Source organism: Tritonibacter mobilis (assembly GCF_001681715.1).
Taxonomy (GTDB): domain Bacteria; phylum Pseudomonadota; class Alphaproteobacteria; order Rhodobacterales; family Rhodobacteraceae; genus Epibacterium; species Epibacterium mobile.
Map to the genome: position 1 here is coordinate 300,443 of NZ_LNWY01000014.1, position 22,393 is coordinate 322,835.

Consider the following 22,393-nt stretch of genomic DNA (forward strand, 5'->3'; position numbering starts at 1 on the left):
GGCGCGCGCAGTGCCGCCCCGGCGCTGATCAATACGATGAACACCCCGGTTGCTGCTCGCGCCGGGGTGTTTTTTTATGCCCACCTGCCACGGCCGCAAGCACCATCTGCAGACAGCGCGCATAGTCGGGATCGCCGGGAAATGGTTCTGCCGCCAAAGGAAAACAGCGCGCCGCCCGGTCCAGTGATCCATCGCCCCAGCGCGGATGACAGCGCCCGGTGGCCTCTGTCTGGTGGCGCGCCCGGCTGGCACCCTGCAGGATCACCCGGCACAGGGCCGCCCGTCGCGAGGCGGGATGGGCCAATAAAGCACGGGCAAGGCTGCGGATATCCTCCCACAGGATGGGCCGTAATGTGACGGGCCTCACGCCAGCACCCACTCGGCCACCGGACCGGCCCCGTAGCGCTCCGAGACCTGCGCCACCTGCACCACATCGCCCGCGCTTGCGCCATCGCTGGCCTGATCTGCCGCGCTATAGGTCCAGTGGGGCGTGGTGACGCGCAGATCACGCAGCACCGTGCTGCCCGCGCGCACCTGCACGCGGTAGACCTCAACCTCTTCGCCCAGCGGCACCTCCTCCAGATCCCAGCTGTCGCCCTCGATACGGGTGCGCCTGATCCAGTGAAACGCCATATCCGCGCCCAACGCCTGCGAGGTGCGCAGATGCACCGGCGCATAGGGGCGCAAACCATTTCCGTCAAAGGCCGCCGAGAGCGCCACATAGGACGGATCATCATAGGCGCGCCGCGCCGGGCCAAAGCGGTAGTCACGCGACATCCGCCGATCCGACAGCGCCAGATCCAGCTGCTCGACCGCGCCGTCCATCGGGGTCAGAGGCGGAGAACGCCTGCGCGGTGGCTCCATTAGGCCAGACCAGCCTGCGTTCGCCCGCGCGCCACTCCGGGCGGCGGTCCGGCGGCGAGCAGGCAAGGATGCCGCTGTCGCCATGGATCATCACATCGCGCACCTGATCGTAGGTCTCGCCCACCAGTGCCATGCGACGGGCGCGACCGATGCCAAAAGGCTCTGCCCCCTCGACCTCAGACCGCACCCATTCCGCACCGGCACGGGTCTTGCCCGCCCCGCGTCCACCCAGGATCACCCAAGCGCGCCAATCGCCCGCAGGCGCGCATTGATGCGGCAACGCCCAGAGGTCGAACACATAGGGCATCGCTGCCAGGGTGTGGTCATCCATCTCATCCAACCAGATCTGCGTCATGAAGCGCAGCACAGAGGCCAGCCAAGCGGCGCTCGATCTCATCGCGGGCGGCACAGAGGTCGAAAGCCACCATGCGGGCGGCACCAGGGGCGTCTTTGCGGTCGACAAGGGTTTTCTCCACTTTCTGGATGTCACGGATCAGGCCATCGAGCTTGGCAATCTGGGGCTTTAACTGCGCGGTGTCGGGGTTGATGTCCTGTTCTGCCTCGAACTGGGCGAGGTAATCCTCGCTGATCCGGCGCGCACGCCGCAGGCTGTCGTGCAAAGAGCGCAAGAGATCAGAACTGATCTCAATCAGCTCTTCCGGGGTCTGTGCTGTCATGGGGGTACGGCCTCGTCTCATAACGATCCGACGGGAGAAACGGGAGGCCAGGATCATTGACCCGTCCAGGTCCTTCGATCCTTGCCCCCACGTTTTCCAGCTGCCGAGAATGGTTTTACAAGACGTAAATGAACATCACCTCAAACCACCGTCCGCTGCCGGAGCAACGGCTGATGCGAGGCTCTGCCTCGCGCTCCGGGATACTTGAGAGTTAGAAGAGGTTGAATGTCGCGCGCCCCAACTTCTTCTAACAAGAAATATCCCAGGGGGTGAGGGCTTTGCCCTGCAAAGCACGAGGGGGGCAGTGCCCCCCTCATGTCGTTAGTTGTTGTTGCGCTGCGCTTCGATTTCGCGCCACTTGGCCACGTTGCGATTATGCTCTTCGAGCGTTTCAGCAAACGCATGCCCGCCGGTGCCATCAGCCACAAAGAACACATAATCGGTCTGATCCGGGTTCACCGCCGCCACCAGGCTCTCAAGGCCCGGGTTGGCGATTGGTGTCGGCGGCAGACCTTCGATCACATAGGTATTCCAGGGCGTGACGCCGCGCAGCTCGCTTTGGCGCAGACCACGGCCCAGCACACCTTCGCCCTTGGTGACCCCATAGATCACCGTGGGGTCAGTTTGCAGGCGCATGCCGCGCTTCAGGCGGTTGGTGAAGACCGAGGCCACCACGCCGCGTTCCGCAGCTACGCCGGTTTCTTTCTCGATGATCGAGGCGAGGATCAGCATCTCTTCGGGGGTTTCGACGGCCGCATCCGGGCTGCGCGCCTCCCATGCGTCTTTGATACGTTTGTCCTGACGCGCTTTCATTTCCGCAAGAATCGACTCGCGCGAGGTGCCGGGGCGTATCTCGTAGCTATCCGGCGCGAGGCTGCCTTCGGCGGGGCGACTGCCGGGCTCCCCTTCGAGGATGTCCATGGCTTTCAGAGATTCGATAACCTGCCAGCTGGTCACACCTTCGGCGAGTGCGATGCGATAGCGCGTGTCGGCCTCGGATTTTTTCTCCGTATAGACCGCAGGGGTTTCATCCACGCCGGGCACAAATTCCGCGCGTTCCACAAAGGCGTTGGTTGCGGGGTCCAGCTCGCGCACCTCAGCCAACACGCGGGTCACGCCGACGCGGTAGACGATCTCCGTGCCGCAGGTCGAGGCACCGCCACGGGTGATCTGATCGACGATGCCTTTCATCGAGGCACCGGGCTCAACCAGATAGCTGCCCGCTTTGAGATGCTGCGCTTTTTCCGAGTATTTCACCCCGATGCGAAAGATGGTGCCGCTGGAGACAACGCCATCATCCTCAAGCCGGCGCGAGACCCGCGCCATATTGGTGCCACCGGGAACCTGAAAGCAGATTGCCTCCGTCAGGGGACCCTCAGAGGTATACTCGTTCTTGCCCCACAGGATCACACCCGCGAAGAGGAACAGGCCGACGATCAGGATCGTCAGCATGTTCGAGGCCAGACTGCGCCACATATCAGTCGCTCACTTTCCCGAAGATCACCGAAGCATTGGTGCCGCCAAAGCCAAAGGAGTTCGACAGCGCCACGTTGATCTCGCGTTCGCGTTTTGCATTGGGGGCGAGATCGACCGGGGTTTCAACCGCAGGGGTATCAAGGTTGATCGTCGGCGGTGCCACCTGATCGCGGATCGCGAGGATGGAGAAGATCGCCTCGATCGCGCCCGCCGCGCCCAGGAGGTGGCCGGTGGCAGATTTGGTCGAGGACATGGTCGCCTTGCTGGCGTGATCGCCCAGCAGCCGCTCGACCGCGCCCAGCTCGATGGTGTCCGCCATCGTCGAGGTGCCATGCGCGTTGATATAGTCGATGTCCGACGCGCTCAAACCCGCATTGGCAAGGGCTGCCCGCATGGAGCGTTCGCCGCCCTCGCCGTCCTCAGAGGGGGCGGTGATGTGGTAGGCATCGCCCGACAGACCGTAGCCCAGAACCTCGCCGTAAATCTTGGCACCGCGTGCCTTGGCGTGTTCGTATTCCTCCAGCACCACGATGCCAGCGCCCTCACCCATGACAAAACCATCCCGGTCCGCGTCATAGGGGCGCGAGGCCTTGGTGGGATCATCGGCATATTTGGTCGACAGCGCCTTGCAGGCGTTAAAGCCCGCGATGCCGATCTCGCAGATCGCCGCCTCGGCACCGCCCGCGATCATCACGTCTGCGTCGCCGGATTTGATCAGGCGGGAGGCGTCGCCAATGGCATGCGCGCCGGTGGAACAGGCGGTCACAACCGAGTGGTTCGGGCCTTTAAAGCCGTGGCGGATGGAGACCTGACCGGAAATCAGGTTGATCAGCGCGCCGGGGATAAAGAACGGAGACACGCGACGCGGGCCTTTTTCCTTAATCATCACGGCCGTGTCGGCAATGGAGCTGAGCCCGCCGATACCGGAGCCGATCATCACGCCGGTGCGCAGACGATCTTCTTCGGCTTCAGGCGTCCAGCCTGCGTCCTTAACGGCCATCTCTGCGGCGGCGATGCCATAGAGGATGAAGTCATCGATCTTCTTCTGATCTTTCTTCACCACCCAATCGTCGGGGTTGAAGGTGCCATTGCTGCCATCGCCGCGGGGAACCTCGCAGGCATAGGTGGTTGTCACGCCGCTGGCTTCTGCATCAAACAGGGTGATGGGGCCCGCGCCGGACTGTCCGTCCAGAAGACGTGCCCAAGTTTCCTCAACCCCGGATGCCAGGGGGGTCACCAGGCCCAGTCCGGTAACTACTACTCGACGCATTCCTTGCTCTCCTTAGCACTTCAGGCAATTTGCCCACCCAAATAGCTTGGAATGGCCAAAGGGCGCAAGGGCGGGAAGGCGTCAGGGCCATTCCGGCACATTTGCGTTAAATCTCGCTCAACTTTCCGCAGCCCGTAAGGCTTTGGTAAGACGAATGCGCAAGAGTGATCCTAGGACGAAGCAACGATCCCGGGTTCCCATATGGCGCTCTCTCAAGAAAACAGGCCGTAGGCGAATAACTTGCCTGCGGCCTGTGATATTCTAGAGCGGGATTTCGGCACCGCACAGAAGGGGTGCCGACGGATCAGAGAAACTCTGCCACGGGTTCCGGGTCCGGCTGGGCCGTCGCCAGCGCCTCTTCCAGCGTGATTGTCTTGTTGAACAAGGCCCGCCCCACCAAGGCACCTGCGATATTGGGCAGGTATTTCAAACGCGATATATCATCGGCGCTGCGCACCACACCGCTGGCAATCACCGGTGAATGGGCTTCGCTTGCCAATGCGGAAATCAGCCCCAATTGTGCGTCCAGATCGCTCATATCGCTGTCGATATCGGTCACCAGAATGCCCGCAAACGGCGCGTTGCCAAACGCTTTGACAAAGGCTTCGGGCGTCCATGCCCCCGCTTTGCGCCAGCCTTCGGTCATCACCTGCCCCTGCCAGACATCCACCGCGAGCACGATCTGATCCGGATAGTATTTCGCGAGCTCCGCCACCGCAGCAGGATCATAGGCCGCCATGGTGCCAATCACCACGCGTCCGACGCCCTTCTCGATCCAGTATTCCGCCTGTTCGCGTGAGCGGATGCCTCCGCCAAGCTGGATCGGCAGCCCTGCCGTTCGAATGAGATCCTCGACCAAAGCCTGATTGCTATCGTCGCCCTGCAGCGCATTAAAATCGGTCAGATGCATCCACTCTGCGCCCGCTTCGGCAAAGCCCTTTGCGGTCTCCACCGGATCCACATGCCAGATCATGGGCGCGTCCAAGTTGCCTTTGTCGAGCGTCACGCAGCGCCCGTCCAGAAGTTCCATCGTGGGATAAATCATCATGCGCCGTCATCTCCGATCTGTTTCATAATGATTATGAGTGTAGCACGATGTTGGCACATTTCGAAACGCGGCCCGCGTGCTGAGAGCTCGCGAGGCGGCGGCACCAAACAGAAAGCGGCGCTTTCCATCAGGAAAGCGCCGCCTCTTCAATCACGAAATCGTGAGGTCTCTTGGAAGGGTCCGATTAGGACGCTTCGGAGATGAACTTCACTGCGTCGCCGAAGGTCTGGATGGTCTCGGCCGCGTCGTCCGGGATCTCGATGCCGAACTCTTCTTCGAACGCCATGACCAGCTCAACGGTGTCGAGGCTGTCTGCGCCGAGGTCGTCGATGAAGGAGGCGCTCTCGGTCACCTTGTCTTCTTCCACACCCAGGTGCTCTACAACGATCTTTTTCACGCGATCTGCGACGTCGCTCATGTCTATTCCTCGTTTTTTACAGGGCTATCGCCCGGTTCTGCCCTTGCCCACTCGGGAAGGTTGGTTGTTGCCCAAGCGGGCGGTGGGGTCCCCGTTCGGAAACAGGGGCGCGGTGGCACAGCGAGACGCCTGCCAACACGTAAGATGGGGGGCCTATAGCACAGACACAAGCCGACGCAAATGATTTCCAATATCTTAAGCGCCTTTGCAGGTGCCGCATTTTCAGACGCGCGTCCTCTGCCCCAAAGAGCAGAAAGAGCGCCGCAGCGCGACAGGTTCACTGCGGTTTTACAGCTGCCGTTACGTCATGTAAACGCTTGAAAACACGAAAAAAGCCGCGTTGTTTCCAACGCGGCTTTGACGAATACGACCGGGCAGCGATCAGAGCATCGCCATGCCACCGTTCACATGCAGCGTGGTGCCGGTCACGTAAGCGGCCTCTTGCGACGCCAGATAAAGCACGGCGGCGGCGATCTCTTTCGAATCCCCCATGCGGCCTGCCGGGATCTGGCTGAGGATCGCGTCTTTTTGGGTGTCGTTGAGCTTGTCGGTCATCGCGGTGGCAATGAAACCGGGCGCGACCGCGTTCACGGTGATGCCGCGATTTGCGACCTCATAGGCCAGCGATTTGGACATGCCGATCATACCGGCCTTGGAGGCGGCGTAGTTGCCCTGACCGGGGTTACCCGTGGCACCGACGATGGAGGAGATATTGACGATGCGGCCCCAGCGCGCCTTCATCATGCCGCGCAGCACGCCCCGGCACAGGCGCATGGTGGAGGTCAGGTTCACGTCCAGAACGCTCTGCCATTCCTCGTCCTTCATCCGCATGAAGAGGTTGTCCTTGGTGATGCCGGCGTTGTTGATCAGGATATCAACAGAGCCCATGACTTCGGCGGCTTGCTTGGGCAGCGCCTCAACGGCCTCGGCGTCGGAGAGGTTGCAGGTCACCACATGCGCCCGTTCGCCAAGCTCCTCGGCCAGCGCGTGCAGCGGGTCGGGCCGGGTGCCGGAAAGCGCAACAGTCGCCCCCGCTGCGTGGAGCGCGCGCGCAATGTCGCCGCCAATGCCACCGGATGCGCCTGTGATCAGCGCGTTCTTACCTGTCAGATCAAACATGTCTGTCTCTTCCTTATGGATTATGCGCCGCTCACGGCCTTGACGTCGGCGTCGGTGCCGACCTGTTTTGAGACCAGGGCGCGGTCGATCTTGCGGATCATACCCGAAAGCGCCTTGCCCGCGCCGATTTCCCAGAATTCGGTGACGCCCTTGGCGGCCATGGCCTCGACGCTCTCGCGCCAGCGCACCGACCCTGTGACCTGCTCCACCAGAAGCTGGCGGATGGTATCGGGGTCTGTGACCGCATCGGCGCGCACATTGGCGATCAGCGGCACCGCTGGCGCCTTGATCTCCACGCCTGCAAGTGCCTCGGCCATCACATCGGCAGCGGGCTGCATCAGGGCGCAGTGGAAGGGGGCGGAGACCGGCAGCATCACCGCGCGTTTGGCGCCTTTCTCCTTGGCGATCTCGGCGGCACGCTCCACCGCGGCTTTGTGGCCGGAGACCACCACCTGCGTGGGATCATTGTCATTGGCGGCCTGCACAACCTCGCCCTCGGCGGCGGCCTCGGCAGCGACGGCTTTCACCGTCTCAAAGTCCAGCCCCAAGAGCGCTGCCATTGCGCCAACACCGACCGGAACGGCGCTTTGCATCGCCTGCCCCCGGGTGCGCAACAGGCGCGCCGTGTCGGCTAGGCTGAGCGCGCCGGAGGCGGCCAGCGCGGAATATTCGCCCAAGCTGTGACCGGCCACAAAAGCCGCCTTGTCGATGCTGACCCCCTCGGCCTCCAGCGCGCGCATCGCGGCCATGGAGGTCGCCATCAAGGCAGGCTGGGCGTTTTGCGTCAGGGTCAGGGTCTCGATATCGCCCTCCCAGATCAGGCTGCTCAGGCTCTCGCCGAGGGCTGCGTCCACCTCGTCAAAGACCGCTTTGGCCGCCGGGTAGGCATCGGCCAGCGCCTTGCCCATTCCGATGGTCTGGGCCCCTTGGCCGGGAAAAACGAAAGCGATCGACATGGCTGTCCTCATTCATAAAACTGTCTTTCGGGCTGGTTTAGCGACCCAACGGAAGGCACACAAGCATTTCACGTCAATGAAATATGCCGAAACCCGCGCGATGACAGCACAGGTGCAGATCAACTGTGCATGAGCGAAGACAGTGCGTTCTTGCGCCCCGCCTGCGCGTCACTACCTTGGGCAAAACCCGCCAGACCTTATATCAAGGACCGATCCTCCATGTCTCGCCAGAACACAGATCAGAGCTACGGCTCCATCACCAAGACCTTTCATTGGTTGACCGCGCTCCTGATCCTGAGCGCCTTTCCTCTGGGCTATTTTGCCACTGAGTTGGCAGAGCAGATCCAAAGCAGCGGCTTTGATGGCTCTCAAGCGGTGATCGCGCGCGCCACGCTTTTGTTTTCGCTTCACAAAACTCTTGGTGTTGCGGTGTTTTTCACCGCGCTTTTGCGCATCCTGTGGGCAATCACGCAGGAAAAGCCGGGACTTTTGCACCCGGATCGCAAACTGGAAGCCTGGGCTGCGGAGACTGCGCATTGGGTCCTTTACGGTGCGATGGTGATTGTGCCACTCTCGGGCTGGATACATCACGCAGCCACCGATGGCTTTGCTCCGATCTGGTGGCCGTTTGGGCAAGACCTGCCGATGGTGCCCAAATCCGAACTGGTGTCTAAGCTGTTCAGCACCATCCATTTCTACGCCATGCTCCTGCTGGGTGCGGCGATCCTTGCCCATGTGGCGGGGGCCTTGAAGCACCATGTTCTGGACAAAGACAGCACGTTGTTGCGGATGCTGCCCGGCCGCCGCGCGCTGCCACAACCGCCCGCACAGACGCATTCTGCCCTGCCGTTCCTATCGGCCCTGCTGGTCTGGGCCGGGGTGCTCGCGGGCAGCAGCGCGCTCTATTTCAGCGCGTCCGATAAAGGCACGACTGCCGCTCCTGCCCTGCGCGAAACCGTCGAAGGCTCCGGCTGGAGCGTTGAAAGCGGCAGCCTCGGCATCGAGGTGGTGCAGATGGGCAGCGCGGTGAGCGGCAGTTTTGCCGACTGGAACGCCAAGATCGCCTTTGAAGACCCCGCAGCCCCCGGCCCCGCCGGTGAGGTTGAGGTCACCATTGCCATCCCGTCGCTGACGCTTGGATCGGTAACAGATCAGGCGATGGGCGCGGATTATTTTGATGCAGAGACCTATCCAAGCGCCACATTTGCAGCCGAGATCGTACAGATTGAAGACAGCCAATATGAGGCGCGCGGCACGCTCACCATCCGGGATCAGACGGTGCCGACCACCCTGCCCTTCACGCTCGACCTTGAGGGTGACACTGCCACTATGAGCGGACGCACCGAGGTGAACCGGCTCGATTTCAACGTCGGCACGGGCACGCAGGACGAAGCAACGCTGGCCTTTGGCGTCAATATCACGGTCGATCTGGTCGCCCACCGCGCCCAATAGGCCTGCGCTCACACAAGACCGCCGCGCGAACCTTGATGGTTTGCGCGGCGGCTTTTGCAGATCGTATCTTGTGAATTAGTGGCCGAGATACTGTGTTCCGAGGGTTTCGCGGTAACGCTCCGCCCATGCGCTGTTGATCGCCTCAATGGCCCCTTCGGCGTCGGCCTCCGCAAAGCAGCGATTGAAATCCTCTGCCAGTTGCGCGTCGCGGAAGTTCATCCCATAGCTTGATGGCTCAAAGATCGCCTGAAAGGTCACGCCCTGATTGGGGTCAAACATCAGATCTCCGGATTGTTCGCGCAGCTGGCGATTGTATTCGGCAAAAATCATGCCATCGCCCACCACCGCATCGACGCGCTTGCCAAAGATCATACGGCTCTGACCGATCTGATCCGCCACTTCCTTATAGCTCTTGAAGCTTGAAGCTGCGTCCTTCAGCCCCGGCAGAATATCTGAGGCGCCCATAAAGGCGATTACAGAATGGCCCGCGAGCGCGGCCAGATCGCCATAAGTGTTGCCCGCATCCGTCAGGAAAGACACACCGTTTTGGTACTGGATATAGACGTCGCTCTGATGGCCGCCGAGCGGCATCCCCACGGGCACGGTGGCCACCGCATCACCGGTGCCACTGGCATAGGTTTTCCAGTGGCGGGTGAAGGGCTGGATCTCAAAGGAGACAGTATGGCCGCAACGCTCCATCACGGTGGAAATGATCTCGGCTTCGCGCCCGCTGCCATCCGCATTGAACATGGGCGGCAAGTCTCCTGCGAGGATGGTGATCTCGTCAGCAGTGGCAACTGCCGGGCTCTGAAACAGAGCCAGCGAAAGCGCGGCAGCAAAATAGGTGGCTTTATACATCAAATGGCTCCTGAACGGATGGCTGTGATTTCTAAGTGAAGTCACGATCCGCTGGGCGAGCTAACGCTGGCTTAACGCAAACCCGCGAAATTTTGACGATCTGATTCAGAGTTTAACGACCACCTTACGGCACAAGGGCGGCCACCGCTGTCTAGTGAATGCCCGAGGTCAGCCCGCGCATCAGCCACCGCTGACTGATCACCATCACCAGCCCCGGCGGCAGTAGGGCCAAGAGCGCCAAGATCTGCCCCTCGGTGCTCCCTGCCCCGGCGCGGGTCACGCCGCTGACCACGGTCACCATGTCCTGACGAGTGGTCGACAACATCAGCGGCCAGACATATTGGTTCCAGCCCAGCACAAAGAAGATCGAAAACAGCGCCGCCACCATTGGCGCGGACATGGGCAGCAGAATATCCCAAAGACAGCGCAGCGGGCGCGCGCCATCCAGTCGCGCGGCCTCGATCAGTTCTTTGGGGATTTGTTTCAGGAATTGGCGGAACACCAATACGCCAAGACCGCTTGCGACCACCGGCAGGGTCATCCCTGCATGGGTATTTGACAGCCCCAGCTGATGCACCACCGCAAAGCTGGGCAGGATGCGCGTCTCGATGGGAAAGAACATCGCCATCAGGATCACCCCAAAGAGCCACTCTCGTCCCGGCAGCGGAAAAAACACCAGTGCAAACGCCGCCAGCAAGGACAGCACACAAGCAACAGCCGCCACCCCGAGCGCCAACACCAGCGAATTCCCGAGCATCTGCCAAAGGTCGATGTGGTAGCCGAGGGTCAGATCGGCGCTGAACATCGCCCGGATCTGTCGGCTCAGGTCAGGATCAGACAGCACCTGCCCCATCAGCCCCAAAACCGGCCCCACCATGATGAGGCAGCCAAGACAGAGGATCAGATGGTCAAAATACCGGCGCATGAGACACAGTCTATAACGGACACGCGACACAGAGGTCACGCGGGGACGCAAAGGTCAATGAAGGCATTGACCGGGATACGAAAAAACCACCGATCCCATCGGGACCGGTGGCCAAAAGGCACCTGTTCGGTGTCTTTGGTTTATTCGGCTTTGGTTGCCTCGACAGAGATCTTCACTTCGACCTCATCGCCGACGAAGGGCGCGAACTGGCCCAATTCGTACTCGGAGCGCACCAAAGTGGTGGTGGCATCAAAACCCGCCCATGGCTTTTTCGCCATCGGGTGCTCGCCGGCCTTGTTCAGTTTGGCGTCGAGAACCACGGATTTGGTCACGCCATTGAGGGTCAGATCGCCCGTGATTTTTGCGGTGTCTTCGCCGGTCACTTCGATGCCGGTGGAGGTGAAGGAGACCATTTCGTCATCTGCAGCACCGAAGAAATCATCGGACATAAAGTGATTGAAGCGCGCTTCCCAGCCGGTGAACATGGATTTCACGGGCATGGAAACGGAAACGGAAGAGTTCGCCGGATCTTCCTGATCAAACATGATCTCGCCTTCAAAGCCGGAGAACATGCCCCAAGTGGTGGAATAGCCGAGGTGGTTGTAGCTGAACAGGATCTGGCTGTGGCTCGAGTCGAGCGTGTATTTTTCAGGTGCAGCAAAAGCAGAAGTCGCGGCGGTGCCGATCAGCGCTGCAGCAAACAGGATCTTTTTCATGTGTCTGGGCTCCAGAGTGGTGGTTCGATGGTCATAATGTCGGCCATGCGGTTGGCGTCAGCTAGTCCGCAAAACCCAACATCGAGTGTTGGGAAATGAACACCCGGCTGTGCGCCGGGTGGGTCTGATATAAGCTGACCTAACGCAGTTGACCCGCCAAATCCTCTCGGATCGGCGGGTTCTCACGCGAATGTCAGATGACGTGGGGTCTTGACCTCGGTGCCGAAGCGCTGCGGTCAAGACAGATCAGCTCATGATGCGCAGATGCGGTTTCAGCTGAGACAACAACAGCTTGCGTGTGGTGCGACCTTCGAGCGGCAGTTCAATCAGAACGCTGCCATCGCCTTCGAGGATTTGCAGCGTCTTACCGCTGAAACGCGCTGCACCAAGCGAGGCATAGCTGCGGCGCATCAGCACAACCGAACGCCCGTCGCTGCGGATCTCTTCGATGCGCAGCTCATTGCGCTGTGCGTCAAAATGAAATTCCGGCGGCAGCTTCATTTCCCGCTGCAACAGCAAGCACAGGCCGACAAACAGCAAAAACACCGATACGCCAATGCGGATCAACGCCATTTGCGGATCCGCACCGGAGTCTGGCATCAACCAGAGCCCGGTCGAGGCCATCACCATGCAACCACCGAGCAGGCGCAGCAACATAGCAGACACGGATCCGCCGGGGCGTAGGGTTACTTGCGAGGGCGCCTCAGAGCGAAATCCCGGCACATGATCGATCGGTGCAACACGGGTAAAGTCGATGACGTTCTGATCAATCGCTGTCATGGCTTTCTTCCTCTATACTCGCGGGCGCCCTTGACGCCGTTAACGACTTGTTAACCTATTCACTCGCGCTGGAATGGGGCAGCAGTGTGGCAGGGTGAGGGAAAACTTGGTTCCCTATCCTATTTCGCCAGACCCCGAGCCAAACGACCCCGCGCCCTGACCTTCTGTGGCGGGTTGCGCTTTGGCACAAAGCCGTCTAAGGGGAGGCCTCCTTCCGTATCTTTTGATCCGCGCAGACTCTCGTGGTGGGGCAGCGGAAGGCAAATATGCCCCTCCTATGAAATGCGCCCAGACACAAACAGGAGTTCGCATGCCACTCTATGAGCATGTCATGATTGCGCGTCAGGACCTGTCCAACTCGCAAGCAGAAGGCCTCATCGAACACTTCGGTGCTGTTCTGTCCGACAACGGCGGTAAGCTGGTCGACCAGGAGTACTGGGGCGTGAAAACCATGGCCTACAAGATCAACAAAAACCGCAAGGGCCACTACGCCTTCCTGCGCTCCGACGCACCTTCGTCGGCCGTTCAGGAAATGGAACGCCTGATGCGCCTGCATGACGACGTGATGCGCGTTCTGACCATCAAGGTCGAAGAGCACGCGGAGGGCCCCTCGGTCCAGATGCAGAAACGTGACGAACGCGACAGCCGTCGCGAGCGCCGTTGATCCAACGCTTGAGAAAAGGACGCTAAACCATGGCAGCCAAACCATTTTTCCGTCGCCGGAAAGTGTGCCCGTTCTCTGGTGAGAACGCGCCCAAAATCGATTACAAGGACACTCGTCTGCTGCAGCGCTACATCTCTGAGCGTGGCAAGATTGTTCCTTCCCGCATCACCGCCGTTTCGGCAAAGAAGCAGCGTGAACTGGCTCGTGCTATCAAGCGCGCCCGCTTCCTCGCCCTGCTGCCCTACGCCGTGAAGTAAGGAGACCTGATCCATGCAAGTTATCCTTCTTGAACGTGTTGCGAAGCTCGGCCAGATGGGCGACGTCGTTGACGTAAAGCCCGGCTTTGCCCGCAACTACCTGCTGCCGCAGGGCAAGGCTCAGACCGCGTCTGACGCCAACATTGCAGCTTTTGAATCCCAGAAAGCGCAGCTTGAAGCGCGCAACCTGGAGACCAAGAAAGAAGCAGAAGCCCTCGGCGAGAAACTCGACGGCCAGCAGTTCGTCGTGATTCGCTCCGCCTCCGATGGTGGCAACCTCTACGGCTCCGTCACCACCCGTGACGCGGCTGACGTTGCAACCGAAGAAGGCTTCTCGGTCGACCGCAAGCAGGTCATCATCCGTGAGCCGATCAAGACCCTGGGCCTGCACATCGCAGAAGTGCACCTGCACCCCGAGGTCATGGTGACCATCGAGCTGAACGTTGCGCGCTCCCCTGAGGAAGCGGAACTGCAGGCCTCCGGCAAGTCCATTCAGGAACTGGCCGCTGAAGAAGAAGCCGCAGCAGAGTTCGAAATCTCCGAACTCTTCGACGACATCGGTGGCGCAGCTTCTGACGACGACGAAGGCGACGCACCGGTTGCGGCCGCAGAAGAAGACGACTCCAAGTAAGCTCCGGCTGACTGCGGGGGTTCGCCCTTGCGATTGGAACAAAAAGAAAGGCGGCATCCGAGGGATGTCGCCTTTTTTGCATTCCCGGATAAACGCGCCTTAGCGGCGGAACAGTTCCAGCAGCAATCTCGGCGCCTGATTGGCGATGGTGAGAGACTGTATCGCCAGTTCTTGCTGTGTCTTCAGCGCGGCCAGTCGGGCGGAGGCCTCCTCCATATTGGTGTCCGTCAGGGCAGAGACGCCCAATTCCATGGAATCCATCAATCGCCCAACAAAATCGGACTGATCCTCTATGCGCGCGGCGGAAGAGCCCAGAGATGCGGCCCCCGTGATGGCCACTTGCAAGAAATCTTCGATCTCCGTGAGCGCGGTAGCGGCAGAGGTGCTATCGGTGATCGCGGTGAGGCTGCTCGCCAAATCAAGGGTGTTATCGAAATTCACCGAAGCCACCGTGATCTCATTTGCGGTCACGGTGCCGCCCGACCCCACACGGTTCAGCGAGGCAAGCACGCCCAGCGACGTGGCCCCGGAGCCATCGACGTCCGCAGACAGGAGGTTTGCGCCGTTAAACTGCGCGGCGGCGATGATCGCCTCCACCTGTTCGACCTTAGAGGCAATATCGGTCTGAATGGTGGCGTGGTCGACGTTTTCAGACTGTGCCGATACGATCAGTTCTTTAATCTCTGTCAGCTTTTCGACGATCTGCTCTGCGCCAGCGGAGGCGACAGCGACGGTGGCTTCGCCCATGGCGAGACCGTCTTTGATCGAGCGAAAGCCGGAGATGTCGGATTCCATGGTTTTGGCAATCGACCAGACGGCGGCATTGTCTTTGGCCGAGCCGATCCGCTTACCGGTCGAGATGGAGTTTTGCACATCGGTAAGGTTGCCGTTAATGGTCTTCAGAGTACGAAGGGCTATCTGTGCCCCGTGATTGGTCAGTATGCTGGACATGGGTTCGGGTTCCATCGCGAGGGACTGGACAGTCCCACAGGTGTAGATCCCGTTTCTGAGATCGCAGCGTATCGCTCCGGACACTGCCGAAGTGGTCCCCCGGCGCCATCCGCCCAACGTGCGGCTGGATGCAGGTTAACGATATCCACAAAGACGTTAATATATGGCTAACACGTAACGCAGTCGTTAACCCGACCGAAGCCGCTTTGCCCAATTGGGTAAACTTGTTCACAAAAAACCGCCGGCCCCAAAGGAGCCGGCGGGGGTATTCCTCAGGTCAGAAGACCTTAACGGAAGAGTTGCAACAGCGAGCTTGGCGCTTCATTCGCGATGGTCAGCGACTGGGTTGCCAGATCTTGCTGGGTTTGCAACGCGGACAGGCGCGCGGAGGCCTCTTCCATGTTGGTGTCGGTCATGGTCGACACGCCCAAAGTCATGGAGTCCACAAGGTTGCTGACGAACTCGGACTGATCTTCCAGACGCGCAGCATCCGCACCAAGGGACGCAGCACCGGTGATCGCGGTTTGCAGATAGGTTTCGATTTCACCCAGAGCAGAAGCGGCCGAGGCAGAGTCGGTGATTTGTGTCATCGATCCAAGATCGAGATCGGTTTCAAAATCTACGGAGGCGACGGAAATCTCAACCGCAGACACGGCACCACCTGCGCCAACACGATCAAGCGAGGCCAGAACACCAAGACCAGTAGCAGTACCGTCAACAGTTGCCTTCAACAAGTTTGCACCGTTGAATTGAGCAGCATCGATAATGGAGGTAATCTGCTCCACTTTGGAGGTGATATCTGTCTGGATCTTCTCGTGGTCAACGTTTTCAGACTGCGCGGAGACGATCAGCTCTTTCATCTCGGTCAGTTTTTCAACGATCTGCTCGGCACCGGCAGAGGCGACTGCGACGGTTGCTTCGCCGATGGACAGGCCTTCCTCGATCGCTTCAAAACCGGCAATGTCGGATTCCATGGTTTTGGAGATTGCCCAAACCGCGGAGTTATCTTTGGCGGAGCCCACCTCTTTACCAGTGGAGATGCTGGTTTGGGTTTTGCTGAGGTCGTCGTTGACGGACTTCAGGGTCTGCAGCGCAACCATTGCGCCGTTGTTGGTCAGAATGCTGGACATAGAGCACCTTATTCAATGGCAGGACAGTGATTTTTATGTCTGTCCTATATTCAGGTCATCCCGTTACACGGGGGCGAGTGGTCCCGTCCTAAACCTGCCTTCCGCCTCACGGCGTCAGCGCCACCTGTCACCAGATGCACCATCAAAGTGCCACAAAAGCCCTTACGATTCCTTAATGCGGCAGCGAGTCATTCCTACAATTTTAACACTGTTGAATAACTGTCTAAGCTTCAAAAAATTTTCCGTAAGAAATCGCAACCGTCGAACGAGACACAAAAAAACCGCCGGCTCCAAAGGAGCCGGCGGTGATATTCCTCAGGTCAGGAGACCTTAACGGAAGAGCTGCAACAGCGAGCTTGGCGCTTCATTCGCGATGGTCAGCGACTGGGTCGCCAGATCTTGTTGAGTTTGCAGCGCAGACAGGCGCGCGGAGGCCTCTTCCATGTTGGTGTCGGTCATGGTCGACACGCCCATGGTCATGGAGTCCACGAGGTTGCTGACAAACTCGGACTGATCTTCCAGACGGGCCGAATCCGCACCCAGAGAAGCAGCGCCGGTGATCGCGGTTTGAATCAGCACTTCAATCTCATCCAGTGCGGTCGCCGCCGTGGCTGTATCAGTGATCGTCGTCAGGCTCGAGCCAAAGTCCAGATCGGCCTCAAAATCGACAGATGCGATGGTGATCTCAACCGCAGACACGGCTCCACCTGCACCCACACGGTCCAGCGAGGCGAGAACGCCAACGCCAGTTGCGCCATTGCCATCCACATCGGTCGCCAGCAGGTTTGCACCGTTAAACTGGGCTGCGGAAATGATCGCCTCAACCTGTTCCACTTTGGAATCGATGTCGGTTTGAATGGTGGCGTGATCAACGTTTTCAGACTGCGCGGAAACGATCAGCTCTTTCATCTCGGTCAGTTTTTCAACGATCTGCTCAGCACCGGCAGAGGCAACCGCAACGGTCGCTTCACCGACGGAGAGACCCTCTTCGATCGCTTCAAAACCGGCAATGTCGGATTCCATGGTTTTGGAGATTGCCCAAACTGCGGAGTTATCCTTGGCTGTACCCACCTCTTTACCGGTGGAGATGCTGGTTTGGGTTTTGCCGAGGTCGTCATTGACGGACTTCAGGGTCTGCAGCGCAACCATTGCGCCGTTATTGGTCAGAATGCTGGACATAGAGCACCTTATTCAATGGCAGGACAGTATTTTTTATCTGTCCTATATTCAGGTTATCCCGTTACACGGGGGCGAGTGGTCCCGTCCTAAACCTGCCTTCCGCCTCTCAGCGTCAGCGCCATCCGTCACCAGATGCACGGTCAAAATGGCATGTATTCTGTTACTGACTCCTTAATGGGCGGCTTTTACATCCCTACAATTTTAACACAGCTGAATGATTTGCTAATCGTCGAAAATCCGCGACAATTGCATTGGATAATTGATTAAAACGGCAGGGCGTTTTTCGTCTGTTCCGTGGTCTCTTTGGCGTCGGCCAGACGATAAAGAACCCGCGCCAAGCAACTGTATCTAAAGATATATTTCTAGGTTTGTCGCATGCATCGCGCGCGCATAGGCAAAGCTCCGCCTTGTCTAAAATTGCAGGTTTGCCGCATCACACAGCGTCGCTAGGTTGGGAGCCAGAGAAACAACCATGAGACAGCCCAATGAACCGTCGTCACCTGCTGTGGACCTTGGCGGCCTTTTTCCTCAGCTCCGTGGCGGGATGTGCAAGCACTGACGAGTCCGTCAGCCGTGCATTCAACCCGCCCCTCTATCCGAATGAGACACCGGAGCTGCGGAAAAAGATCAACTTCTGGGCCGATCATTACGAGGTGCCACGCAGTCTGGTGCATCGCCTTGCTATACGTGAAAGCACCCACCGCCCCTGGGCCACCAATCGCCCTTATTATGGGCTGCTGCAGATCCTGCCTGCCACCGCACGCTCCATGGGGTTTCGGGGCGAGCCGCAGGACCTGTTGGATGCAGATACCAATCTGAAATATGCCGTGCGTTATCTGCGTGGCGCTTGGCTGATTTCCGATGGCAGTCAGGATAACGCGGTCAAACACTACTCGCGTGGCTATTACTACGAGGCCAAGCGCCGCGGTATGCTGGAAGAGACCGGATTGCGCTGAACCTTCGCGCATTGAATACCGCCCCTCCTTAGGAGGAAGGGCGGACATGTTGCGTGATCCTTAGTCGTCGGTGGACAGGATCTTCCAGATCACCGCCCCAATGACCGCCCCGACAAGCGGCGCAACCCAGAACAGCCACAATTGTGTCAGCGCAGGTCCATCCGCAAACAGAGCGACCCCGGTGGAGCGCGCAGGGTTTACCGATGTGTTGGTCACAGGGATCGACACCAGATGGATCAGTGTCAGGCCCAGACCAATGGCTATCGGCGCAAAGCCTGCGGGCACAGTGGCAGAGGTCGCTCCAAGGATGATGATCAGGAATGCCGCGGTCATGACAATCTCCATCACCAGCGCGGACATCATCCCATAGCCCAGCGGGGACGCGGCCCCATAGCCGTTTGAGGCAAATCCACCAACGCCCTCAAAGCCGTTGATGCCAGACACCACAACATAAAGCGTGGCCGCCGCCGCGATGGCGCCGATGACCTGCACCAGCCAATAAGGGATCAAGTCTTTGGCCGGAAAGCGCCCTGCAACCACAAGACCAAGCGAGACAGCCGGATTAAAATGTCCACCCGAAATCCCGCCAACCGCATAGGCCATGGTCAGCACCGTGAGACCAAAGGCCAGACTCACCCCCAGCCAACCGATTCCTACATTTTCAATTCCTGCAGCCAATACGGCACTGCCACATCCGCCAAAGACCAGCCAAAAGGTTCCAACAAACTCGGCCAACAACTTTTTACTCATTTTTATCTCCACTTACACCGTCCCCGCTCAGATCTTGGACGCATCTTTTGTTTTGTGAGCGTCTGAGCATTGTGTTTCAGTTTTCACTTTCTGGAAGTGGGAAAAATTTTAGAAATACTACTCAACCTTGCCCCCTCTGACCGAGCATTGGCCTTGGCTGGCAAAGGCGCCGATTTTTCCCGGCGAAAATGTCATCTTCTCGCTCTATCATTTGAAGAATCGCCCCTGTGGCACTCAGTCGTGCGGGGCACAAAATATTGAATATTTCAGGAGAGTTAGATGTCTTGGCAAATTGACCGCAGGTCCTTTCTGGCGGGTAGTGCGGGTCTAATCGCACTGCATCCGTTTTCTGTCGCCGCTGCCTCGGGTCAGGTTCACCTGCGCCTGATGGAGACCACTGATCTGCACGTGCATGTGTTTCCTTATGATTATTATAGCGACAAACCGGTGGATACGCTGGGCCTTGCCCGCACCGCATCGCTGATCAATGACATCCGCGCAGAGGCGACAAATTCGCTGCTGGTGGACAATGGGGATTTCCTGCAGGGCAACCCGATGGGTGATTACATCGCCTATGAGCGCGGCATGAAAGAAGGCGACCAGCACCCGGTCATCACGGCGATGAACACCGTGGGCTTTGATGCCTCGACCTTGGGCAATCACGAGTTCAACTATGGGATCTCTTTCCTGATGAAATCGCTGGCCGGGGCCGGTTTCCCGGTGGTCTGTGCCAATATTGCCAAAAAGACCGGTGCCTCGCCACGCGAGGATGAGACGCTGCTGCCGCCCTATGTGATCCTTGATCGCGAACTGACCGATGGCGCAGGCAAGTCTCACCCGATCAAGATCGGGCTGATCGGTTTTGTGCCGCCGCAGGTGATGAACTGGGACCGCAAACATCTGGAAGGCAACGTGCAGGCGCGTGACATCGTCGAATGCGCCCGCGCCTATGTGCCCGAGATGAAGGAGAAAGGCGCCGATATCATCATCGCGCTGTCGCACTCCGGCATCGGCTCGGCCGATCACAGTGACGGGATGGAAAATGCCTCGGTACCGCTGGCGGCGGTTGAGGGCATTGATGCCATTATGACCGGACACAGCCATCTGGTGTTCCCCTCCTCCACCTATGCGGATTTTGCGGGTGTTGATGCCGACAAAGGCACCATCCACGGCACCCCCGCCGTCATGGGCGGCTATTGGGGCAGCCATATGGGGCTGATCGATCTGATGCTGGAGCGCGACGGCACGGGCTGGCGTGTGGTGGGACACGCCTCCGAGGCGCGCCCCATATCAAAGCGCAACGAAGACCGCAGCGTCACCGCGCTGGTGGAGAGCGACCAAAGCGTGCTTGACGCGGTGCAGGCAGACCATGACGCCACGCTGGCCTACGTGCGCCGCGCGATGGGCAAGACGGACGCGCCGCTGCACAGCTATTTTGCACTGGTGACGGATGATCCATCGGTGCAGATCGTGTCGATTGCGCAGACCTGGTACATCTCTCAGATGCTCAAAGGCACGGAATATGAGGGGCTGCCGATCCTCTCCGCCGCCGCCCCGTTCAAGGCTGGTGGGCGCGGCGGGCCGGAGTATTATACCGATGTCCCGGTGGGCGATGTGGCAATCAAGAATGTCGCCGATCTCTACCTCTATCCCAACACCGTGCGCGCGGTAAAAGTCACGGGCCAGCAGGTCAAGGACTGGCTCGAACGCTCGGCGGGGATGTTCAATCAGATTGAGCAAGGCAAGGCAGATCAGGTGCTGCTGAACACCGAGTTCCCCAGCTACAATTTTGATGTGATCGACGGGGTGACCTATCAGATCGATCTGAGCCAACCACCGATGTTTGCGCCCAAGGGGGAGGTTATCAACCCGGACACCAACCGGATCGTGAACCTCGAATTCAATGGTGCCCCCATTGATCCCGCGCAGGAATTCATCATTGCCACCAATAACTACCGTGCCAGCGGCGGTGGCAGTTTTCCCGGCGCGATGGGCGATACCATCGTCTTTGAAGGGCCGGACACGAACCGCGATGTGATCGTGCGCTATATCGTGGAGCAAGGCACCATCAGCCCCAAGGCGGATGGCAACTGGCGCTTTGCACCGCTGCCGGAAACTTCAGTGCTGTTTGATACGGGACCCAAAGCGGCCGCGTACGCCGCCAATGTGCCCGGTGTGACCATCACCCCCGCCGGCGACGGGCCGGATGGGTTTGCACGGTTCAAAATCGCACTCTGATCTATGCTGAAGCAATTCTGAGGGCCGCCCTGCATTTGCGGGGCGGTTCTTTTTGTCAAACGACGCGGTTGCGCCCTGCCCGCTTGGCTTTCAGCAGCGCCACATCCGCCTGCCCGAGCACCGGTTCCATCTCTGCGCGCCCGTCGAAATCCGCACAGCTGAAGGTCGCAGTGACACGCCGGGTGGCGAGAATACGCGAGGTATCCAGCGCTTGGCGGCATTGTTCAGCCAAGGCGCGGGTGGTGCCTTTCTCCGGGCTGAGGCGCAGCACCAGGAACTCCTCCCCGCCGATGCGGAAAAACAGATCACCGTCGCTCAACTGCTGACGCACCAAAGCGGTGACCGACCGCAGCACAAAATCGCCGGTTGGATGGCCGAAGGTGTCATTGACGCTTTTGAAGTAATCAAGATCAAAGAGGATCAGCGCTGCAGTGCGTAAATCCTGCGTCTCTGACACGCGCGCCAGATGGCGACGATTAAAGCAACCTGTCAGCGGATCGAGAAACACGCTGTTTTCCAGCTGATCCTGCGCCTCTGTGATGCGCTTGGCGGCGAACCACAGAAAGGTCAGGCACAAGAGCAAAGCCAGCCCAAGGCGTATGGCCATCGGCGCGTCTGCGCCCACAGTTGCCACCGTCCCTGCGACCGCAATCGTGAGCCCGAGAGAGTACCACACCGCAAAACGTCCGGGCTGCACAAGAAACGCGCCAATAAGGGTCGGAAAGGCATAAAACCCGACCTCCGCGCCTGCGCGCCACACCGACAGGACAATCACAGCGCCCAAGAGAAACAGGACCATCGGGATCGAGATTGGTAGCCGTTTCTTTTTCACAAAGGCGCACAGGTCGATCACGACCACCAAAACGAGCAGCCCAAGCGCGCCAGACAGAATAAAATCGCCGCGCGTTAAATTCAGGATCAGCATGGCTGCGCAAACCAGAGCCAAACAAACACCTAAGTAAAAGTTGACGCGCGCCTGCGCCTCAGTGGCTACCATTTAACCGCCCCAATACAACGCTGTGGGACCGAGTCACCTCGGAAAATTCAAATTTCAAAAACTAGGACGTGTTGACAAAAG

23 protein-coding genes and 2 pseudogenes are annotated in these 22,393 nt (G+C 59.3%); 6 read left to right on the forward strand and 19 right to left on the reverse strand.

The features are described 5' to 3' along the window. Positions 1–28 precede the first annotated feature (28 nt). The 10 genes and pseudogenes from UB90_RS15015 to fabD all read right to left on the reverse strand — a co-directional run bounded on the left by UB90_RS15015 (position 29) and on the right by fabD (position 7,828). A complete protein-coding gene (locus tag UB90_RS15015) occupies positions 29–367 on the reverse strand; it encodes a DUF7742 family protein (protein WP_065325846.1) in 339 nt (112 codons plus the stop codon). Continuing rightward, positions 364–828 (reverse strand): annotated as a pseudogene (locus UB90_RS15020) (baseplate multidomain protein megatron); the annotation flags it as partial. The gene UB90_RS15015 and the pseudogene UB90_RS15020, both read right to left, overlap by 4 nt. Further along, positions 812–1,261, reverse strand: a pseudogene (locus tag UB90_RS15025) (terminase large subunit domain-containing protein); the annotation flags it as partial. The pseudogenes UB90_RS15025 and UB90_RS15020, both read right to left, overlap by 17 nt. Continuing rightward, the gene (locus UB90_RS15030) at positions 1,197–1,541 is read right to left on the reverse strand and encodes a ubiquitin family protein (RefSeq protein ID WP_065325785.1); all 345 of its coding nucleotides are present in this window, start codon (positions 1,539–1,541) and stop codon (positions 1,197–1,199) included. The gene UB90_RS15030 and the pseudogene UB90_RS15025, both read right to left, overlap by 65 nt. Before the next feature lie 321 nt (positions 1,542–1,862). Beyond that, positions 1,863–3,017, reverse strand: coding sequence for an endolytic transglycosylase MltG (mltG, locus tag UB90_RS15035; protein ID WP_065325786.1), 1,155 nt, complete (start codon positions 3,015–3,017; stop codon positions 1,863–1,865). Between the two features lies 1 nt (position 3,018). Then, positions 3,019–4,287, reverse strand: coding sequence for a beta-ketoacyl-ACP synthase II (gene fabF, locus UB90_RS15040; RefSeq protein WP_005645143.1), 1,269 nt, complete (start codon positions 4,285–4,287; stop codon positions 3,019–3,021). Positions 4,288–4,591: 304 nt separating this feature from the next. Continuing rightward, positions 4,592–5,335 (reverse strand): 1-(5-phosphoribosyl)-5-[(5-phosphoribosylamino)methylideneamino]imidazole-4-carboxamide isomerase, encoded by a 744-nt coding sequence (locus UB90_RS15045; protein WP_005645145.1) that lies wholly within the window; start codon positions 5,333–5,335, stop codon positions 4,592–4,594. A 184-nt stretch (positions 5,336–5,519) separates the two neighbouring features. Further along, complete coding sequence (locus tag UB90_RS15050) at positions 5,520–5,753, reverse strand: acyl carrier protein (RefSeq protein WP_005645147.1); 234 nt, start codon at positions 5,751–5,753, stop codon at positions 5,520–5,522. A 381-nt stretch (positions 5,754–6,134) separates the two neighbouring features. Beyond that, the gene (fabG, locus tag UB90_RS15055) at positions 6,135–6,872 is read right to left on the reverse strand and encodes a 3-oxoacyl-[acyl-carrier-protein] reductase (protein WP_065325835.1); all 738 of its coding nucleotides are present in this window, start codon (positions 6,870–6,872) and stop codon (positions 6,135–6,137) included. 20 nt (positions 6,873–6,892) lie between these two features. Continuing rightward, positions 6,893–7,828, reverse strand: coding sequence for an ACP S-malonyltransferase (gene fabD / locus UB90_RS15060; RefSeq protein WP_065325836.1), 936 nt, complete (start codon positions 7,826–7,828; stop codon positions 6,893–6,895). 219 nt (positions 7,829–8,047) lie between these two features. Between fabD and UB90_RS15065 the strand changes: the two genes are divergently transcribed. Beyond that, entirely contained in the window at positions 8,048–9,280 is a 1,233-nt protein-coding gene (locus UB90_RS15065) for a cytochrome b/b6 domain-containing protein (RefSeq protein WP_065332028.1), read from the forward strand. Between the two features lie 75 nt (positions 9,281–9,355). Here UB90_RS15065 and UB90_RS15070 read toward each other — a convergent pair whose 3' ends face one another. From UB90_RS15070 to UB90_RS15085, 4 genes are all read right to left on the reverse strand, one after another. Next, positions 9,356–10,138 (reverse strand): type 2 periplasmic-binding domain-containing protein, encoded by a 783-nt coding sequence (locus tag UB90_RS15070; protein WP_065325838.1) that lies wholly within the window; start codon positions 10,136–10,138, stop codon positions 9,356–9,358. A gap of 151 nt (positions 10,139–10,289) precedes the next feature. Next, entirely contained in the window at positions 10,290–11,063 is a 774-nt protein-coding gene (locus tag UB90_RS15075; protein WP_065325839.1) for a carbohydrate ABC transporter permease, read from the reverse strand. Between the two features lie 140 nt (positions 11,064–11,203). After that, the gene (locus tag UB90_RS15080) at positions 11,204–11,779 is read right to left on the reverse strand and encodes a YceI family protein (RefSeq protein WP_065325840.1); all 576 of its coding nucleotides are present in this window, start codon (positions 11,777–11,779) and stop codon (positions 11,204–11,206) included. A 246-nt stretch (positions 11,780–12,025) separates the two neighbouring features. Continuing rightward, positions 12,026–12,559, reverse strand: coding sequence for a hypothetical protein (locus tag UB90_RS15085; protein WP_005608631.1), 534 nt, complete (start codon positions 12,557–12,559; stop codon positions 12,026–12,028). A 310-nt stretch (positions 12,560–12,869) separates the two neighbouring features. Between UB90_RS15085 and rpsF the strand changes: the two genes are divergently transcribed. The 3 genes from rpsF to rplI are packed head-to-tail and all read left to right on the forward strand — an operon-like array spanning position 12,870 to position 14,111. Continuing rightward, positions 12,870–13,223 carry a 30S ribosomal protein S6 gene (gene rpsF / locus UB90_RS15090; protein ID WP_065332029.1) on the forward strand — a complete coding sequence of 118 codons (354 nt, stop codon included), beginning with the start codon at positions 12,870–12,872 and terminating at the stop codon, positions 13,221–13,223. Positions 13,224–13,252: 29 nt separating this feature from the next. Continuing rightward, positions 13,253–13,480, forward strand: coding sequence for a 30S ribosomal protein S18 (gene rpsR / locus UB90_RS15095; RefSeq protein ID WP_005608650.1), 228 nt, complete (start codon positions 13,253–13,255; stop codon positions 13,478–13,480). Between the two features lie 13 nt (positions 13,481–13,493). Continuing rightward, positions 13,494–14,111 carry a 50S ribosomal protein L9 gene (rplI, locus tag UB90_RS15100; RefSeq protein ID WP_065325841.1) on the forward strand — a complete coding sequence of 206 codons (618 nt, stop codon included), beginning with the start codon at positions 13,494–13,496 and terminating at the stop codon, positions 14,109–14,111. Positions 14,112–14,210: 99 nt separating this feature from the next. On the opposite strand, the gene UB90_RS15105 is transcribed toward rplI, so the two are convergent. The 3 genes from UB90_RS15105 to UB90_RS15115 form a co-directional block, all read right to left on the reverse strand. After that, positions 14,211–15,062 (reverse strand): flagellin N-terminal helical domain-containing protein, encoded by an 852-nt coding sequence (locus UB90_RS15105; RefSeq protein ID WP_005608656.1) that lies wholly within the window; start codon positions 15,060–15,062, stop codon positions 14,211–14,213. A 287-nt stretch (positions 15,063–15,349) separates the two neighbouring features. Beyond that, positions 15,350–16,192 carry a flagellin N-terminal helical domain-containing protein gene (locus tag UB90_RS15110; RefSeq protein WP_009179062.1) on the reverse strand — a complete coding sequence of 281 codons (843 nt, stop codon included), beginning with the start codon at positions 16,190–16,192 and terminating at the stop codon, positions 15,350–15,352. A 330-nt stretch (positions 16,193–16,522) separates the two neighbouring features. Continuing rightward, a complete protein-coding gene (locus tag UB90_RS15115) occupies positions 16,523–17,371 on the reverse strand; it encodes a flagellin N-terminal helical domain-containing protein (RefSeq protein WP_065325842.1) in 849 nt (282 codons plus the stop codon). Between the two features lie 485 nt (positions 17,372–17,856). Here UB90_RS15115 and UB90_RS15120 point away from each other — a divergent pair, with 485 nt between their 5' ends. Further along, positions 17,857–18,327 carry a lytic transglycosylase domain-containing protein gene (locus UB90_RS15120; RefSeq protein WP_065332030.1) on the forward strand — a complete coding sequence of 157 codons (471 nt, stop codon included), beginning with the start codon at positions 17,857–17,859 and terminating at the stop codon, positions 18,325–18,327. A 60-nt stretch (positions 18,328–18,387) separates the two neighbouring features. Here the strand turns inward: UB90_RS15120 and aqpZ are convergent, their stop codons facing one another. Then, positions 18,388–19,077: an aquaporin Z gene (gene aqpZ / locus UB90_RS15125; protein ID WP_065325843.1), complete on the reverse strand. Its 690-nt coding sequence runs from the start codon at positions 19,075–19,077 to the stop codon at positions 18,388–18,390. 279 nt (positions 19,078–19,356) lie between these two features. On the opposite strand from aqpZ, the gene UB90_RS15130 reads away from it, so the two are divergent. Next, positions 19,357–21,315, forward strand: a complete 1,959-nt coding sequence (locus UB90_RS15130; protein ID WP_065325844.1) for a bifunctional 2',3'-cyclic-nucleotide 2'-phosphodiesterase/3'-nucleotidase — start codon at positions 19,357–19,359, stop codon at positions 21,313–21,315. 55 nt (positions 21,316–21,370) lie between these two features. On the opposite strand, the gene UB90_RS15135 is transcribed toward UB90_RS15130, so the two are convergent. Beyond that, positions 21,371–22,312 (reverse strand): GGDEF domain-containing protein, encoded by a 942-nt coding sequence (locus UB90_RS15135; protein ID WP_065325845.1) that lies wholly within the window; start codon positions 22,310–22,312, stop codon positions 21,371–21,373. Positions 22,313–22,393 lie beyond the last annotated feature (81 nt).